Annotated in this window: 16 protein-coding genes and 1 pseudogene; 13 read left to right on the forward strand and 4 right to left on the reverse strand. The window is 40.1% G+C overall.

Going from position 1 to position 16,258, the window contains the following annotated elements; genetic code table 11:
• Positions 1–6 precede the first annotated feature (6 nt).
• The 6 genes and pseudogenes from WMO43_RS13485 to WMO43_RS13510 form a co-directional block, all read left to right on the forward strand.
• Positions 7–1,515, forward strand: a complete 1,509-nt coding sequence (locus WMO43_RS13485) for an InlB B-repeat-containing protein (RefSeq protein ID WP_353531532.1) — start codon at positions 7–9, stop codon at positions 1,513–1,515.
• 85 nt (positions 1,516–1,600) lie between these two features.
• Positions 1,601–2,344, forward strand: coding sequence for a DUF6033 family protein (locus WMO43_RS13490; protein WP_353531533.1), 744 nt, complete (start codon positions 1,601–1,603; stop codon positions 2,342–2,344).
• A gap of 48 nt (positions 2,345–2,392) precedes the next feature.
• The gene (locus tag WMO43_RS13495) at positions 2,393–2,638 is read left to right on the forward strand and encodes a hypothetical protein (RefSeq protein ID WP_353531534.1); all 246 of its coding nucleotides are present in this window, start codon (positions 2,393–2,395) and stop codon (positions 2,636–2,638) included.
• A gap of 130 nt (positions 2,639–2,768) precedes the next feature.
• On the forward strand, positions 2,769–3,752 hold the full coding sequence (pta, locus tag WMO43_RS13500) for a phosphate acetyltransferase (protein ID WP_177963498.1): 984 nt from the start codon (positions 2,769–2,771) through the stop codon (positions 3,750–3,752).
• Positions 3,753–3,857: 105 nt separating this feature from the next.
• Positions 3,858–5,399: a methyl-accepting chemotaxis protein gene (locus WMO43_RS13505; RefSeq protein ID WP_353531535.1), complete on the forward strand. Its 1,542-nt coding sequence runs from the start codon at positions 3,858–3,860 to the stop codon at positions 5,397–5,399.
• A 111-nt stretch (positions 5,400–5,510) separates the two neighbouring features.
• A pseudogene (locus WMO43_RS13510) lies at positions 5,511–5,921 on the forward strand (F0F1 ATP synthase subunit beta); the annotation flags it as partial.
• Positions 5,922–6,072: 151 nt separating this feature from the next.
• Here WMO43_RS13510 and WMO43_RS13515 read toward each other — a convergent pair.
• The gene (locus WMO43_RS13515) at positions 6,073–7,413 is read right to left on the reverse strand and encodes a butyryl-CoA:acetate CoA-transferase (protein WP_353531536.1); all 1,341 of its coding nucleotides are present in this window, start codon (positions 7,411–7,413) and stop codon (positions 6,073–6,075) included.
• Between the two features lie 182 nt (positions 7,414–7,595).
• Here WMO43_RS13515 and WMO43_RS13520 point away from each other — a divergent pair, with 182 nt between their 5' ends.
• Together WMO43_RS13520 and WMO43_RS13525 are read left to right on the forward strand one after the other, a co-directional pair.
• Positions 7,596–8,537: a DMT family transporter gene (locus WMO43_RS13520; protein WP_353531537.1), complete on the forward strand. Its 942-nt coding sequence runs from the start codon at positions 7,596–7,598 to the stop codon at positions 8,535–8,537.
• Complete coding sequence (locus WMO43_RS13525; RefSeq protein WP_353531538.1) at positions 8,534–9,733, forward strand: class I SAM-dependent rRNA methyltransferase; 1,200 nt, start codon at positions 8,534–8,536, stop codon at positions 9,731–9,733. The genes WMO43_RS13520 and WMO43_RS13525 overlap by 4 nt, the downstream gene beginning before the upstream one ends.
• A 158-nt stretch (positions 9,734–9,891) precedes the next feature.
• Here WMO43_RS13525 and WMO43_RS13530 read toward each other — a convergent pair whose 3' ends face one another.
• Both WMO43_RS13530 and WMO43_RS13535 read right to left on the reverse strand, forming a co-directional pair.
• A complete protein-coding gene (locus WMO43_RS13530; RefSeq protein WP_353531539.1) occupies positions 9,892–11,049 on the reverse strand; it encodes a sensor histidine kinase in 1,158 nt (385 codons plus the stop codon).
• Positions 11,046–11,726 carry a response regulator transcription factor gene (locus WMO43_RS13535; RefSeq protein ID WP_022024520.1) on the reverse strand — a complete coding sequence of 227 codons (681 nt, stop codon included), beginning with the start codon at positions 11,724–11,726 and terminating at the stop codon, positions 11,046–11,048. The genes WMO43_RS13530 and WMO43_RS13535 overlap by 4 nt, the downstream gene beginning before the upstream one ends.
• 93 nt (positions 11,727–11,819) lie before the next feature.
• Here WMO43_RS13535 and WMO43_RS13540 point away from each other — a divergent pair, with 93 nt between their 5' ends.
• Genes WMO43_RS13540 through WMO43_RS13550 form a run of 3 tightly spaced genes read left to right on the forward strand, consistent with a single transcriptional unit; the run spans position 11,820 to position 13,787 of the window.
• The gene (locus tag WMO43_RS13540; protein ID WP_009263530.1) at positions 11,820–11,963 is read left to right on the forward strand and encodes a CD1871A family CXXC motif-containing protein; all 144 of its coding nucleotides are present in this window, start codon (positions 11,820–11,822) and stop codon (positions 11,961–11,963) included.
• Positions 11,956–12,843 (forward strand): 4Fe-4S binding protein, encoded by an 888-nt coding sequence (locus WMO43_RS13545; RefSeq protein ID WP_009263529.1) that lies wholly within the window; start codon positions 11,956–11,958, stop codon positions 12,841–12,843. Before WMO43_RS13540 ends, WMO43_RS13545 begins: the two co-directional genes overlap by 8 nt.
• 41 nt (positions 12,844–12,884) lie before the next feature.
• Entirely contained in the window at positions 12,885–13,787 is a 903-nt protein-coding gene (locus tag WMO43_RS13550) for a TlpA disulfide reductase family protein (protein WP_353531540.1), read from the forward strand.
• Positions 13,788–13,843: 56 nt separating this feature from the next.
• Here the strand turns inward: WMO43_RS13550 and WMO43_RS13555 are convergent, their stop codons facing one another.
• The gene (locus WMO43_RS13555) at positions 13,844–14,080 is read right to left on the reverse strand and encodes a DUF6061 family protein (protein WP_353531541.1); all 237 of its coding nucleotides are present in this window, start codon (positions 14,078–14,080) and stop codon (positions 13,844–13,846) included.
• A gap of 423 nt (positions 14,081–14,503) precedes the next feature.
• Here WMO43_RS13555 and WMO43_RS13560 point away from each other — a divergent pair, with 423 nt between their 5' ends.
• Both WMO43_RS13560 and WMO43_RS13565 read left to right on the forward strand, forming a co-directional pair.
• Positions 14,504–14,956 (forward strand): GNAT family N-acetyltransferase, encoded by a 453-nt coding sequence (locus tag WMO43_RS13560; protein WP_178834221.1) that lies wholly within the window; start codon positions 14,504–14,506, stop codon positions 14,954–14,956.
• A 40-nt stretch (positions 14,957–14,996) separates the two neighbouring features.
• A complete protein-coding gene (locus tag WMO43_RS13565; protein WP_353531542.1) occupies positions 14,997–16,025 on the forward strand; it encodes a hypothetical protein in 1,029 nt (342 codons plus the stop codon).
• Positions 16,026–16,258 lie beyond the last annotated feature (233 nt).

Genomic DNA, 16,258 nt, shown 5'->3' on the forward strand with positions numbered 1-16,258 from the left:
GATAAATTGGATTATGTATGTTGTTTGTATCTGATAAGTGGAGAAGATGCGGTTAGCACCAGTGGGATGATCATACCGGACTATGAAATTAGCTATGCTCCGCTATCTTTAGAGCGAGCAGTGGAAATCTTTTTAATGTTTAATTATTCCAATCCACAGTATTATTTTATCAATGGCGGATATGCGTATATTGAGCCAAGTAGTATTCTTTTACCGACATTTTATCAGGAGTTCCAGAGTGGAAGTGAGCGCAGTAAGGCAACACAGGCAATGAAGAATCAGATCACATCCTGCGAGAGTGCAATTGCAGCAGCGGGAAGTGCAGAGCAGAAAGCAAAAGTTGCTCATGATTACATAGTAAAAAAAGTGGAGTATGATGATAATTATCTGACAAATCCGGAAAATCCATTCCATCAGAGTGCATATAGTGTATTCTGCGATGACCACAGCGTATGCGCAGGTTATACAAAAGCATTTGAAATGCTGATGAATGGAGCAGGCATTGATACCATAGCACTTCTCAGTACGGATCATGCATGGAACATGATAAAGATTAATGATTCCTGGTATCACACAGACTGTACCTGGGATGACATGGATGGTTACAGCGGATATGAGATGATTTATAATTTCTTTAACCGAAGCGAATCCGTCATAAGATCAGATGGCACACATGAGATCCAATCCATGTTTGACGGAAAACTTCCGGCAAGTACTTTAGATTCCGGTGCAGGAAATACCAGCATTGGAAAATGTGCAACACCATCTAAAAAAACAGCAACACCAAAGGTCACTTATAAGACAGTCAAAAATGGTGTGCAGGTAACGATTAGCAGTAACACATCCAATACAGAGATTTACTATACCACAAATGGACAGACGGCGTCCTCTTCCTATACAAAGAGTCATCGTTATAAAAAACCATTTACGATATCGAAAAAAACAACCATTAAGGCAATTGCGGTAAAAGACACTTACTGGAACAGTGACCAGACAAGCAAAACAGTAGATGGAAGAGTGTATACCGTGAACTTTAAGTCCAACGGCGGCAGCAGTGTTTCAAAACAATATGTGCAGTACAATAAGGTCATTAAGAAACCGTCAAATCCAAAGCGGAGTAAATATACTTTCGCCGGCTGGTATACGGATTCCAAACTGACCAAAGCATGGGATTTTAATACAAAGATCAAATCCGGAAAAACACTGTATGCAAAGTGGAAAAAGATCAGCTTAAAGCAGGCAGTGATCTCAAAAGTGCAGAATGTTTCCGGTAAAAAGATAAAGGTTACCGTGAAAAAAGTAAGCGGGGCAGACGGATATCAGATCCAGTATTCTACAAAGTCCAACATGAAATCTGCAAAGACCGTGACCTCAAGTAAGACAACGACGACGATTTCAAAGCTTTCTAAGGGCAAAAAATATTACGTTCGTGTCAAAGCCTATAAGAAAGATTCTACCGGTAAAAAGGTAGCCGGAAAATGGAGTAAGGTAAAGAATTTTAAAGTAAGCAAATAAAAGCGATAAATTTTTAGACATATTGTGCCGAAATAAATAGTAGGTAAAAGGATTTACCAAATCATAAGATCAGGGAGGAATCAATATGAACACAAACACAGTGGCACAATCTGACTATGCAGCAAATGCATATACGGAAAACGTGCAGCAGACAACGAAAAAGTCAGCCGTTACGAATGGAAAGACCATTGGAAATCCACAGTTGAGCGAAAAGGCTCAGAAGTATTATGAGCAATTGAAAAAGAAATTTTCCAATATGGATTTTATTCTGGTCAGTGCTGACAAAAAAGAAGAGGCACAGGCAAACGCAGCACAGTATGCGAATGCAAATCACACTGTCGTACTGATCGACACGGATAAGATTGAGAAAATGGCAGAGGATGAAGCCTATCGTAAAAAATACGAAGGGATCATCAGTGGAGCGCAGACGCAGCTTGCACAGATCAAAAACGGACTTGGAAGTAATGCATCCCATGTGAAAGGATATGGGATCAAGATCAATGACAATGGAACCGCATCTTTGTTTGCCGTGATAGACAAATCCTTAGCTGCCCAGAAAGAGAGAATCGCCAAAAACGCAAAAACGCGTGCAGAGGAGAAGAAAGTAGCTGAGAAAAAGGCAGACAAAAAGAAAACGGAAGAAAAGCAGGAATTGAAAAATGACAAGAGCAAAAAGGCGGAGGAAAAAGAAGACTACGTTACCGTTACCGCTTCCAGTGTGGAGGAATTGCTCAAAAAGATCAATGATACCATTTATGACAGCATGAGTGATCATGTGAAGACACCGCAGGAACAGCTCTTGGGTCAGCATATCAATTTTTCCGCATAAAAAAACAGTTTTTCCATATGCTATCCGAAAAAGAAGGAAGGCTACAGAATGGCGAAACGAAAAGAGACAGAATGTGCTGTTGGAAACAGACAGGATGAAGAAGAAATATTAAAGACTTATCAGACTGAAGATTATGACTATCTTGCGAATTCGGCAACCGGAATGGATTGTACGGGACTGATGCACCGGACACCTTCCAATGAGAATGAGATGGAGTCTTATCAGGAGGTCTACCAGTATCTTCCACCGAACGTTCGGGTAGATGCAATGGATGGAAAAGACAGTCACAAATAGCAGGGAGGGCAGATTTGCCCTCTCTGTTTGTATTAGATGAAGTGCAATGCTTGCAAAGCCCTAAAAAAGAGTATAGAATGAATGAGGGTTTGTGAAATGGAAACAGTATTACAGTGAGGAGAAAAAATTTATGTATGGTTTTGGTGAATTAATTAGTGTTTTGAAGAAAAATCCGAAGACGATCGTCTTTACAGAGGGAACCGATCCTCGTATCTTAGAGGCATCTTCCCGCTTACTGGCAAGTAACTTTCTTCATCCGATCCTGATAGGAAATGAGGATGAGATTTATAAAGGGGCAGAGGAAAGTGGATTTAATATCCGCGGAGCAGAGATCATTGACCCTGAAAAATTTGACCGTATGGATGAGATGGTAGACTTATTCTGCGAGCTTCGTAAAAGCAAAGGTGTTACAAAAGAGCAGGCACGTCAGACCCTGTCACATGCTAACTATTTTGGAACGATGTTAGTAAAAATGGGAGTGGCAGATTCACTCTTAGGTGGTGCAACCTATTCAACAGCAGATACCGTGCGTCCGGCATTACAGTTGATCAAGACAAAGCCGGAAAACAAGATCGTATCATCCTGCTTTATTTTAGTACGTCCGAGAGCTACCGGTGAAAACGAGCTGTTAGCAATGGGTGACTGTGCAATTAACATTACACCAAATGAAGAAGAGTTAGTAGAGATCGCACATGAGACAGCAAACTGTGCAAGAATCTTTGGTTTAGAGCCGGAAGTTGCATTCTTAAGCTATTCTACATTTGGTTCCGGTTCCGGCGAGACCGTAGACAAGATGCGTAACGCAGCCGAGATGACCAAGAAAGCATATCCGGAGCTTCCGATTGCAGGAGAGTTACAGTTCGATGCAGCCGTATCTCCAAGAGTGGCTCGTACAAAATGCCCGAATGATCCGGTTGCAGGTCATGCCAATACCTTTATTTTCCCGGACATCAATGCAGGAAATATTGGTTACAAGATTGCACAGCGTCTTGGTAACTTTGAAGCATATGGACCGATCTTATTAGGTTTAAATGCACCGGTAAACGATTTATCCAGAGGATGTAACGCAGCAGAGGTATATTCCATGGCGATTATAACCGCAGCATTAGCATAAAACAACAGATATTCTACCCTTTGGGGTTATAAACGAAATGCTTTAGATTATTTTATGATTTTCAGTATAGTAAGGTGCCACATATAAGCAGGAGATAAAGGTGCAATGAGAATTACTGACAGAGAAGCAAAGTTCAAAGAACTGAAAGAACAAAGTGATAGCAGAAAATATAAAGATGAGAAACAAAAGAATCTGTTAGCAAATAAAGTTGTTTTTATCGGCTTTTTGGTAACAGAAATTGCTATGCTTGTGAATCTTGTTGCCTGTATTCAGGATTTTGGTAACTCGGTTTTGGCAATGAGCGGCCTGGTCATTGATATCATAGGAATTTTTGCGATTATCGTTACTTATCTTAAAGATAGGGAAAGTGGAGTAATGTTCCGGCTGGGAATGATCCAATTTGTGATTATGTATCTGATCGTGGTCATTGAAAATGGGAATGACTGTATGATGTTTATTCCAATGCCATTGTTAGTTACTGTGATGATGTATAGTCAGCCAAAAAGTACAAAGGTGTTCTGCTGCTTGCTTGCTGTAGTGGATGCATTAAGATTTATGTTACTATTAACAGGAGTTATTCATTCGTCAAACACAATGAATGAGGAAAGAATGGTATCGGGCCTGGTTCTTGTAACATTACTCGCAATTTATCAGAGCACAAAAGTGTTATGGAGATTTAGCCGGGATAGTGTGGGAGCAGTACAGGATGAAGAGCAGATACAGAAGCTGATGATGGAGGATATACTTGAAATTGTCAAAGGTGTTCAGAGTCAGACGAGAGAGGCAAATCATCTGTTAGATCATTTATATTCATCAGCTGAAAGCATAAGCGATAGTGTCAGTGATATTACGATAGGAACACAAAGTACAGCAGAGAGTATTCAGAATCAGACAGAAATGACACACAGTATTCAGAATGCGATTGAGAGCGCAGCAGGAGCAACAAAAGAGGCAGTCGATAAGACAGAAGATTCCATGAAAGCTGTGAGTCATAATTTAGAGGTGATGAAGCAGCTTGACATCCAGGCAAATAGCATTTCTAAAACAAATGAAGTAGTTGTTGCAGCTATGGAGAAGCTTAGTGATAAGACAAAAAATGTTAGAAATATTACAGATTTAATCTTAGGCATTTCCGGTCAGACAAATCTTTTGGCACTAAATGCATCTATTGAGGCTGCCAGAGCCGGGGAAGCAGGAAAAGGATTTGCTGTTGTTGCAGATGAGATTCGTCAGTTAGCAGATCAGACAAAAGATGCAACAGAAAATATCACGGCTATTGTAGATGAATTGAATGAATTTTCCAATGAGGCTTCGGATGCTATACGGAAATCTTTAGATGCAACGGAAAGCCAGACGGGACTTATAGAAGAGGCCTCCGATGGTTTTATCGTAATAGATGAAAACATGAAGCAGCTAACAATGCAGATGAACAATATCAATGAAAAAATAGAGGCATTGAAAACATCTAACAATATGATTGTAGAAAGCATTATGCAATTATCTACAGTAAGCGGAGAGATTACGGCAAGTAGTGTGGCAGCGTCAGAAATAACGGATAATAATAAGAGTAACTCCAAGGATGCAAAAGAGATGTTGCAGAAAGTACTGGACTTTTCCCATCAATTGGATAAGTATATGAAAGATTAGTCAGAATCATGAAGTTCCCCCTTGTGTTGGACAATTTAAGTCTAACACAAGGGGGTATTTTTTGTCGATACCACGGATACTTCAAAGAAAGATGACTATGTTGTTGATGATGTGGAATTTGAAGACAACGAACTGCCTTTTATACGGGACGCATTAGAAGTAGATAATCATGGAAAACGCTGTGTCATGGAGGTGGCACAGCATATCGGCAATCATGTGGTAAGATGTATTCTTTTAGCATCCGGAGAGGGATTGCAAAAGGATATGGAGGTTATTGCAACCGGAAGCGGGATTGAAGTTCCGGTTGGTGAAAAGACTTTAGGAAGATTGTTTAATCTTCTTGGCGAAACCATTGACAAAGGGGAAACATTAGAGCAGGAAACCCACTGGTGTATCCACCGGGATGCGCCGAGCTTTGAAGAACAGAGTCCGGCAGTGGAGGTATTAGAGACCGGAATTAAAGTGATCGACCTGTTAGCACCTTATGCCAAAGGTGGAAAGATCGGACTCTTTGGAGGAGCCAGAGCAATGTCAAGGCTACGTTATGGTAGGAAGCTATAGTTAAGAATATAGTGGAGATCAAAATAAGAAAAGGCCACACACTTTCCAAAATGGAAAGTATGTGGTCTTTTTAGTTTATAGATCCGATCATAAAATCCTATAGGATAGAAATTTATTTATTGCTGCGTCTCCAGATGTGCATCTTCTCAGCTTCTGCAATTAATTCATCTCTGAAATCAGGATGTGCAATGGAGATCAGTGCTTCTGCTCTTTCCCATGCAGACAGACCTTTTAAGTTTACGATACCATACTCTGTAACAACATAGTGTGTATTAGAACGTGTATCGGTAACGATAGATCCCTGTGTCAGGGTAGGTTTAATACGGGACTGCATTTTTCCATCCTTTGTAGTAAAGGTAGAAGAGCAGCAGATAAAGCTCTTACCGCCATTTGACAGGTAAGCACCAAGTACGAAGTCTAACTGTCCGCCGGCACCACTGATATGTTTGATACCTGAGGACTCAGAGCTGATCTGTCCGAATAAGTCGATATCCACCGCATTGTTGATAGACATGAAGTTGTCCAGTGCGGAGATAGAACGGATGTCATTTGTATAGCTTACAGGAGCACTCATCAGTTCCGGATTTTCGTCTAAGTAATCGTACATCTTCTTTGTTCCTGCACCAAAACCATAGGTCTGACGGAAACGGTCGATATTTTTCTTAGAACCGTTGATCTTTCCGGCTTTTGCAATATCAACAAAAGCGTCTACATACATCTCAGTATGAACACCAAGGTCTTTTAAATCAGATTCTGCGATCAGAGAACCTACTGCGTTTGGCATACCACCGATACCAAGCTGTAAGCAGGCACCGTTTGGAATCTCATCAACGATTAATTTTGCCACTGCTTTGTCAACTTCTGTTGCAGGGCCGCCGCCACCAAGTTCACCGATCGGAGGATTGTCACCTTCTACAATGTAAGTAACATCAGAGATATGTACTCCGTTTTCAAAACCGCCGAGACAACGAGGCATATTCTCATTTACCTCTACGATGATCTTTTTAGAAGTCTCGCACATTGCAGTTAAATGGGAAGCATTTGGACCGAAGTTGAAGTATCCGTGCTTATCCATAGGTGCTACCATCAGCATAACAACGTCATCCGGCTGAATGGAGTCACGGTAGTAACGTGGCAGCTCGGAATAACGGATCGGTGAATAATAAGCGAATCCACGGCTGATATATTTACGCTCGATTCCTGACATATGCCATGAATTCCAGCAGAAATGCTCGCCTGCATCTTCACGTTCAAATACAGCTAAAGGCTTTAACAGAATACCGCCACGAAGTTTTACGTCCTTTAATTCGTCGGTACGTTTTGCGAGTGCTTTATCCAAAGCATCCGGAGTGCCGGTACACCAACCATAATCTACCCAATCGCCGGATTTGATAATTTTTACAGCTTCATCTGCAGATACAAGTTTCTGCTGATACTCTTTTTGAAAATCCATCTTAAGAACCCTCCTCTTTTTCTAAACATGAGATTGTTAAAATTTAAACATACATTAATTTTAACACGCAGGACAGAATAGGTCAACTCTATGTAGAGGTTCTTTTAGTTGAAAAATATACAATCATGGTATAAGATAAAGAACTGATAAGAGTCGTAAAAAGAAATATAAGAGGTTAAGTCATGAAAGAAGAAAAAAGAGCGCAGATCATGCAAAAGACCGCAGTGGTCTGGTTTGGCGCACTGGTCTGCTGTGCATTGTGGGGAAGTGCGTTTCCATGCATTAAGATCGGCTATCAGATGTTTGAAATTGATGCCGCTGATACCGCAGCACAGATTTTATTTGCAGGGTATCGTTTTACCTTAGCGGGAATCCTGACCGTTCTCATTGGCAGTGTTTTAAATAGAGGGTTTCTGATACCGAAAAAAGAGAGTTTTGGAAAAATATTCAAATTATCCATGTTACAGACTGTTCTGCAATACTTTTTCTTTTATGTAGGACTTGCAAATACCACCGGTGTGAAAGCTTCTATTATAGAAGGCGTGAATGTCTTTGTGGCAGTTCTCGTAGCGAGCCTTTTATTTCAACAGGAGAAGCTGACCGGGAAAAAAATCGTCGGTTGTCTGATTGGTTTTGCCGGAGTTGTCATTGTCAATTTAGGAGGCAGCATGGATATGGGCTTCCGGCTGACCGGTGAGGGATTTATTTTCCTGTCTACCGTGGCATATGCATTTTCCTCTGTTTTTTTGAAAAGATATTCTAAGGATGAAAATCCGGTGCTGTTAAGCGGTTATCAGTTCATAACAGGAGGCATCATCATGTGTGTCATCGGACTGCTGATGGGTGGAAAGGTGCATGGATTTGCAGCGGCATCCACCGGCATGCTCGTCTATTTAGCAGTCGTTTCAGCGGTTGCCTATTCCCTGTGGGGAATCCTGTTAAAATATAATCCGGTGTCAAAGGTGGCAGTCTTTGGCTTTATGAATCCGGTGTTTGGAGTTATTTTATCGGCACTTCTCTTAGGGGAAGGCGCGCAGGCAGCAGGAGTAAAAAGTCTGATCGCACTGCTGCTCGTAAGTATTGGAATCTATGTGGTAAATAAAAAAGAAGGAGACAGCGTATGAGTGTAATAGTAACGTTAAAAAAAGGTGAGGGACGTACCGTAAAGGCAGGCGGTATGTGGATTTATGATAATGAGATCGAGTCCGTGTTAGGAAGCTATGAAAACGGAGATGTCGTGCTGGTGCATGACTTTGACGGCTATCCGATGGGAGTCGGTTTTATCAATGACCATTCTAAGATCCGTGTGCGGATGTTGAGCAGGGATGAGAATACGGTGATTGATGAAGCTTTTTGGATGAAACGTGTCAAACGTGCATGGGAGTACCGCAAAAAAGTGGTCGATACCTCAAGCTGTCGTCTGATCTTTGCAGAGGCAGATTTCTTCCCGGGGCTGGTAGTAGACAAGTTTGCGGATGTACTGGTGGTACAGTCGAATGCATTGGGAATTGACCGCTGGAAACTTGTCATTGTGGGCTGCATCAAACAGTGCTTAGAGGAAGATGGGGTACACATCCGCGGCGTCTATGAGCGAAGTGATGCGAAAGTGCGCACACAGGAAGGCATGGAGCGTATCAAAGGATTTATCGGAGAACCGTTTAATACCAATGTGGAAATTGTAGAAAATGGTGTGCTCTATGTGGTAGACATCAAAGAGGGACAAAAGACCGGATTTTTCTTAGACCAGAAATACAACCGTGCAGCAGTCGGACGGCTTTGTCAGGATGCGGATGTGTTAGACTGTTTTACACATACCGGTTCTTTTGCGTTAAACGCAGGACTTGGCGGAGCAAGAAGAGTGCTGGGAATTGATGCTTCTGACCTTGCGATCCATCAGGCAATGTTCAATGCGAGAATGAATGATCTGCAGGGGATCGTAAATTTTGCCTGCGGAGATGTCTTTGATCTGCTTCCGGATTTTGAGAAAAAAGGCAAGCAGTTCGACGTTGTCATCCTAGACCCGCCTGCATTCACGAAATCCAGAAATTCTGTAAAAAATGCAGTCAAAGGTTACCGTGAGATCAATATGCGTGCCTTAAAACTGGTAAAAGACGGCGGCTATCTTGCCACCTGTTCCTGCTCACACTTTATGACTTATGAGCTGTTCACGGAAACGATCCGTCAGGCGGCTAAGAGTGCCCATAAGCGGCTGCGCCAAGTGGAATACCGTACACAGGCACCGGATCATCCGATCCTTTGGGCAGCGGACGAGAGTTATTATCTGAAGTTTTATATTTTTCAGGTTGTGGAGGAGATGTAGGGACGGATATTATTATCATGGAAGTAATGAGCAGAGAGTGATCGAGATAATTCGATTGCTCTTTATTATTGTGAATGGGTTTACATGTGGAGACTATTCTATTTTTCTCATTTAGCAAATCTGTTTTAATAGCGTTGACAAATGTGTAAAATGGAACGCTACATTGAATGCTGTGCAAAAGTCACCTCGAAAATCGTTCCTCCAGTCTTGCCTGATTTGATACAAATACTGCCATCATGTACTCTAACGATTTCACGGACAAAAGCAAGACCTAGCCCTACGCCACCCAGCTCCCGGCTTCTGGATTTATCCACACGGAAGAATGGCTCGAACACTCTCTCCCTAAGCTCCTTTGGTATTCCGCTTCCCGTATCTTCTACAGACAGATAAACATGCTTGTTTCTCTGATATGCGGTTACTGTAACCTGTCCGAGCGGATGATTATATTTGATGGCATTCTCAACCAGATTGTATACAAGCCTGTAAATAAGGATATCACTGCCTATCATAGTGGCATCCTCACATTTTCCAATCAGCTTTATATTCTTTTCCACGGCAAGAGGCTCAAGATCTGCCAAAACCTCTTCAACAATAGCATCCAATATAATTTTATCATCCCTTCCCACCGTCTGAAGCTCACTCATGTCAAGAAGAGTCTTTACCATCCTGTTTAATTTATCATTTTGTTCCGTAACCATTTTTATGGTCTGCAAAGTGTCTGCATCATTTCCCGGGTGAGAGGCAGAATTATATAAATCAAGCTGTACCTGCATTAACGCTAATGGAGTACGCAGCTCATGTGCTGCATTTGCAGTAAACTGTCTCTGTATCTCAAATGCTTCCGACAGACGCTCAAGCATCTTATTATAAGAAATACCCAGCTGGTTCAGTTCCTTAACATTGTTTTCCTCTATTCTTGAATCAGACAGATTCTGAGCCTGTACCTTTTCAATTTTATCTGAAAACTCCCTGATTGGTCTGAGTGCATGCCCGCTTATAAAATAAGTGACGACACCTCCCAAAAGCGCCAGCAAAACCGTGATTATCAGACTGTTTCTTTTATAGTCGGCCTTGTTATTGTACACCTGAACCGAAAATTCATCCGCAAACTCATCCCACTTATCGTCCGGTATGCTGATATATATTTCATCTGATTTGTTTCCTTTTTCATCCCCCTGTGACTCTACCGCATCCTGCAGAGAATCGATGTAATGCACACCATTTTTATAGACAAACATAGTCAGGCAGCCACATATAATAGCAATACACAATGTAGTAATGCACGTAAGTCTCCACTGTAGCGACATTCTTTTCATCTGTCAGACTCCTCCCGTATTTTATAGCCTTCACCTACCTTGTTCTGAATGGGATCATATCCCAGCTTCGCCTTAAGCTTTTTTCTAAGTGAAGACATATGTACCCTGATTGCTCCGCTAAAGCTGTCTGCCGTGGCATCCCACACATGCTCTATCAGCTCCTCCTGACTCACCGGTCTGCCTATATTGATAAGTAAATATTCCAAAATACCATTCTCTTTTCTTGTCAGTGGAACCGGCTCTTCCTTTGCATATGCCTCGCGTTTAATCGTATCAAACTTTATTTCTCCGCATTTAAGACATATATCATTCTGTACAAATTTCCTTCTTGTCAGGCTTCTGATACGTGCCTCAAGCTCCTGCAGATGGAATGGTTTTTCCATGTAATCATTTGCTCCTGCATCCAGTCCCTCTACCTTATCAGCAATCTGACCTCTTGCAGATAATATCAAAACCTTAGTTTCATCATTGTATTTTCTAAGCTCCTTAAGAAGCTCCATGCCATCCATCCCCGGCAGATTCAAATCCAAAACTATCAGATCATAATTCTCCGACAGTATACATTCAAGAGCCTCTTTCCCATCATAACAGGTATCCACCTCATAACCGGCAGCATACAGACTCTTTGCAACCATATCACATATTTGTTTCTCATCCTCAACAATTAATAATCTCAAAATGTTCTCCTGCTTCTTAACAATAATTTTACAACCTATATTGTATAATACCAAAGTCAGCTGGTCAACAATACAACAAAAAGGAGCAACATTATGTTGAAATACCAAAAAACATGTCAAATCATTCTGCTTATCCTTGGTGTATCTATGATAAGCTATGGTGCAGTCAGAGGTGAAGCGGCTACAGTGCTTGGTAAAGCAATAAAACTATGTCTGGAGTGTGTCGGAATTGGATAAGGAAAAGAAATTACTATCAAGAAAACTGGCAAAAATACGTGGCTGGATACAGGCCGCAGCAACGCTGCTGACCAATATTCATATTCCAAATTTATTTAAGGGTAAAATATATCAGGGCAATGCAAAAACAGTATGCGTACCCGGATTAAACTGCTACTCCTGCCCTGCCGCGACAGGAGCCTGTCCAATAGGGGCATTTCAGGCAGTTGTCGGATCATCAAAATTTAAGTTTTCATACTACATAACCGGATTTTTTATTTTACTCGGTGTAACTCTCGGCAGATTTATATGTGGTTTTTTGTGCCCATTTGGATGGTTTCAGGATTTACTTCATAAAATCCCCGGAAAGAAATTATCCACAGCCAAACTAAAGCCTCTTAGGTACCTAAAATATGTCATTCTTATTGTTTTCGTTATACTTCTTCCGATGCTTGTAACGAACTCTATAGGAATGGGAGACCCGTTCTTCTGCAAATATATCTGTCCTCAGGGTGTTTTAGAGGGTGCTATACCGTTATCTATTGGAAATGCTGCTATCCGTTCTGCGCTGGGAAAGCTTTTTTCTTTCAAGTGTATGATTTTAATTGCAGTGATTGTACTAAGTATCTTATTTTACAGGCCCTTCTGTAAATGGATTTGTCCGCTTGGAGCAATCTACTCATTATTTAATAAGGTCAGTCTGCTCAAAATCACCGTTGATAGCAGCAAATGTGTCGGATGCGGTCAATGCTCAAAGGCATGTAAGATGGATGTGGATGTGTGTAAGACACCGGATCACCCCGAGTGCATACGCTGCGGTGCCTGCATAAAGGCCTGTCCGAAGGACGCCATCTGCTACCGGTTTATGGGAAAATCATGTCAAAAAAATGACAACAGATAGCTATTAAACATTTTACTATTATTTTAAAGGAGGAATTACTCATGAAAAACAAATTATCATTTATTTCTATTTTTACACTCTGCATAGCATTATCACTTACAGCATGTGGCGTAAAGCAAGCTTCCACAACAGATTCTAAGAACACTCAGACTGAAGCCGGCTCAGAAGCATCCGGCAAATCAGATTCCAGGCTTGATGATTTATATCAGCAGGAAAATCAGCTTTTTGCAGATCACGCTGATGTGTGGAACAAGGCATTTGGCATGATGAACAAAAGTGACGCCGATCCAAACGGAAATTATGCTGATTATCTTGCCGGTACCGTAGAATCAAACAAGAATTCATTCACAGACGATGAGCTTAAAACACTTAATGAGGATATTGAAACCATACGAAAAATCGAGGAACAGATAGCAGAGCTTGAAAACAAAAATACATCATCAGACGATAACAAGAAGGACAGCTCTAAAGCCTCATCTGTATTCAGTGATTTTTCCGGTGAGGATTTTGATGGCAATAAGGTTGATGACAGCCTGTTTTCCGGTAATGCAGTAACAGTCGTCAATTTCTGGTTTACCGGCTGCAAACCATGTGTCGCTGAATTATCCAAGCTTAACGAATTAAATGAAGCTATCAAATCAATGGGCGGAGAAGTTGTTGGCATCAACACTGAGACCTTCGATGGCAATAAAACAGCTATCAAAGAGGCTGCCTCTGTTCTTGAAAGCCAGGGTGTCAAATATCGTAATCTGTCAATTGACTCCTCTAGTGATGCCGGTAAATATGCCTCAGAAATCATGGCCTTTCCAACAACTATACTTGTTGACAGAAATGGCAATATTGTAGGCGAACCAATGCTCGGCGGAATTGATAACAAGGACAACTATGATACCCTTATGAAGCAGATTCAGTCTGTAATTGATGCAGACAGCACAAATAAATAGAGGTCTACATATAAAAAGCTCCTGTGCATTGCACAGAGAGCTTTTTTTGAACATTACTATAATGTCAAGGAATCTTCTGCATCTACCCACATCTGTAAATTCCCATCAAGATACAGTCTCGCATATTCTAGTGGTTCATCAATGGCAAGTGTGTTTAATGCACAATCTGATCCGGGTGTGGTTCTCAAATTCTTTTCTGCTTCCCAGCAGTCAATGCGAAGCATATAGTCTGCACTGGTATAAACATCAATGCTGTTTCGTCCGGGATTATATTCTGCAAATAGTGTTCTCATCGTATCTTATCTCCTTATCGTTCAATCAATTATTTGCTACAAAAATCAGAAGCATTTCAATCAGTTCACCATGTCACTTTTATTTTGTGTTATACTGTTTTATATAATTTTTTTGGTCTCCGCTGCCGCTTCGGTCGGCACAGAGCAGATGTCCACCGGACATCTTGTGCCCTTGTATTTTCCCTTATCAGAGTTCGTAAACACTGGTGGGACGATATAACACAAGGGAAACAATAAGGGAAAGCTCACCTGCGACAAATCCAGTGTTTTCAATGGTTTGCGGAGAATTTAATAACAAAATATAACAGTTATTAAATTTCTTAAAACAGGTGAAATCTCAATCGGAATTTGGTGAACAGGTAAAACTTTGAATTTGTCGGATTGGTAAATTCCTATTTTTAGAGCTAAGGAGGTTTTGAAAGCGTGGATATTATATATAAGCGACTTACAGAAAATGAATTAGATACATTTATCCAAATGAGAATTAATCAGCTTCATGAAGAAGGTGCTACAGAAGAAATTGACTTGGTTCCTAATTTGGAGGATTACTATAATAGGCATATGGCAGATGGAACATTTGTCTCATGGATTGCAAAGGATGGGGATAAGATTATAGGAACAAGTGGAATGTCATTTGTTGAGAAACCACCATATTTTGGATGCCCTTCTGGAAGAATAGGTTTGCTTTCCAGTATGTTCACTAATCCAAATTACAGGAGAAAAGGTATAGCGAAGGAGTTACTTTCAAGAGTAGTAAGTGAAGCGAAGGAATATGGCTGTGGTACTGTTCAGATTACAGCATCAGATATGGGTGTTAAATTATATACTGATTTTGGGTTTAAGCATAATGGCAACTTTATGCATTATAAGTTATAGTATGAAATTCCGATTTTGAGGGGAAAGGCAGGAGAGTATATTGGGGAAAAAAATAAATAATTATATAGAATACCAAAAAAGGCTGAAAGAATTTTTTAGTGGTATTAAGGAAATGCCTTCTAGCGAAGAAGTTCAGTCTTTTATTGATAAATATAATTTGTTTATTGACTGGCAGATAATTATTCTTGATGTTAAGAAAGATATTAGTTCTTTGATGCTTAAAAATATAACAGGTAAAAGTAAATCTATCTCTTCATATAAACAATATCTAGTAAAATTAAAAGAATCATTTGGTAGTCTCGATGAAATGCCTTCGCGGAAGCAGATTGAAGAATTTATTGAAGAATATAATTTAGGAAAAAGCTGGGGAATTGTTGAAGAAGATGTAGTAAAGGACTTAGAAGAAATAATAAATGGGAAATATGATGATATGTTAAAGGATTCAGCGTATGTACATGATATTACGGTAAAAAAAACAGTGACTAAATCATCTATAAATCCTTATTCACCTTCTGTTAATAGAAGTACACAGGAAATAACTTTTCAGCTGAATTCATCGTCAAATATAGATTATGGATGTCTATATGGACATACATACAATTCTTCTAGTGTATCTGTAAAATTACCAAACATACTCAAAGAAGAAAAAAGAAAAGGTTCAAACAAAGTCAATAAGACGAAAAAAAATAGAAAGAAATTTCAACCGCAAAGAAAACAAACAATATTTATTGATGGTGATAATCATATTAAAGAAGCGCAAAAAGGCATCGAACATACAACAAAAAATACAACGGTCAGAGCTATTTTTTCGCAAGTGGGAGCAAAATGCAAATTTGACAGGAAATATCAAAATAGACCTAATGTATCATCAAAACTAGTTTCTCCAGGAGACCAAGCGGTTGACAATCAAATTAAAGCTGAGGCTGGTCAATTGCTAAAAAGGGGGAATCAGGAGGTAACGTTTGTTAGTCATGATAGAGGGTTTGATAAATACAAAAATCGAAAAAATGATAGAAGTTCTGGAAACAGGATTACTACAGTTAAATCAGTGAAGGATAAACTAAAATGAAAGAAAAATGATTTTACATATATATAATTTTGAGGAGTATTTATGAATCATTTTTTGAAAATGGATATTTTATCTATGTAAAGAACCCGACAACTTCAAATTTGCCGAAATATATTTCTAACTTTCCCTATTTTACAGGCTTTCCAGCCTGTGCATTAGCGAAACGATATGTATTTTCCCTTATTTTTGCCCTTATGAGATAATCGTAAGGGAAATAAGGGAAAGTTTTATTT

The sequence above is a fragment of the Maccoyibacter intestinihominis genome, assembly GCF_040096355.1.
Taxonomy (GTDB): Bacteria; Bacillota; Clostridia; order Lachnospirales; family Lachnospiraceae; genus Maccoyibacter; species Maccoyibacter intestinihominis.

Bases quoted from the DNA above. Each gene is read 5' to 3' on its own strand.
- WMO43_RS13550 (WP_353531540.1), top strand. From the start codon at position 12,885: ATGAAAAACAAATTATCATTTATTTCTATTTTTACACTCTGCATAGCA.
- WMO43_RS13540 (WP_009263530.1), top strand. From the start codon at position 11,820: ATGTTGAAATACCAAAAAACATGTCAAATCATTCTGCTTATCCTTGGT.
- WMO43_RS13520 (WP_353531537.1), top strand. From the start codon at position 7,596: ATGAAAGAAGAAAAAAGAGCGCAGATCATGCAAAAGACCGCAGTGGTC.
- pta (WP_177963498.1), top strand. From the start codon at position 2,769: ATGTATGGTTTTGGTGAATTAATTAGTGTTTTGAAGAAAAATCCGAAG.
- WMO43_RS13490 (WP_353531533.1), top strand. From the start codon at position 1,601: ATGAACACAAACACAGTGGCACAATCTGACTATGCAGCAAATGCATAT.
- WMO43_RS13525 (WP_353531538.1), top strand. From the start codon at position 8,534: ATGAGTGTAATAGTAACGTTAAAAAAAGGTGAGGGACGTACCGTAAAG.
- WMO43_RS13530 (WP_353531539.1), bottom strand. From the start codon at position 11,049: ATGAAAAGAATGTCGCTACAGTGGAGACTTACGTGCATTACTACATTG.
- WMO43_RS13505 (WP_353531535.1), top strand. From the start codon at position 3,858: ATGAGAATTACTGACAGAGAAGCAAAGTTCAAAGAACTGAAAGAACAA.
- WMO43_RS13555 (WP_353531541.1), bottom strand. From the start codon at position 14,080: ATGAGAACACTATTTGCAGAATATAATCCCGGACGAAACAGCATTGAT.
- WMO43_RS13495 (WP_353531534.1), top strand. From the start codon at position 2,393: ATGGCGAAACGAAAAGAGACAGAATGTGCTGTTGGAAACAGACAGGAT.
- WMO43_RS13515 (WP_353531536.1), bottom strand. From the start codon at position 7,413: ATGGATTTTCAAAAAGAGTATCAGCAGAAACTTGTATCTGCAGATGAA.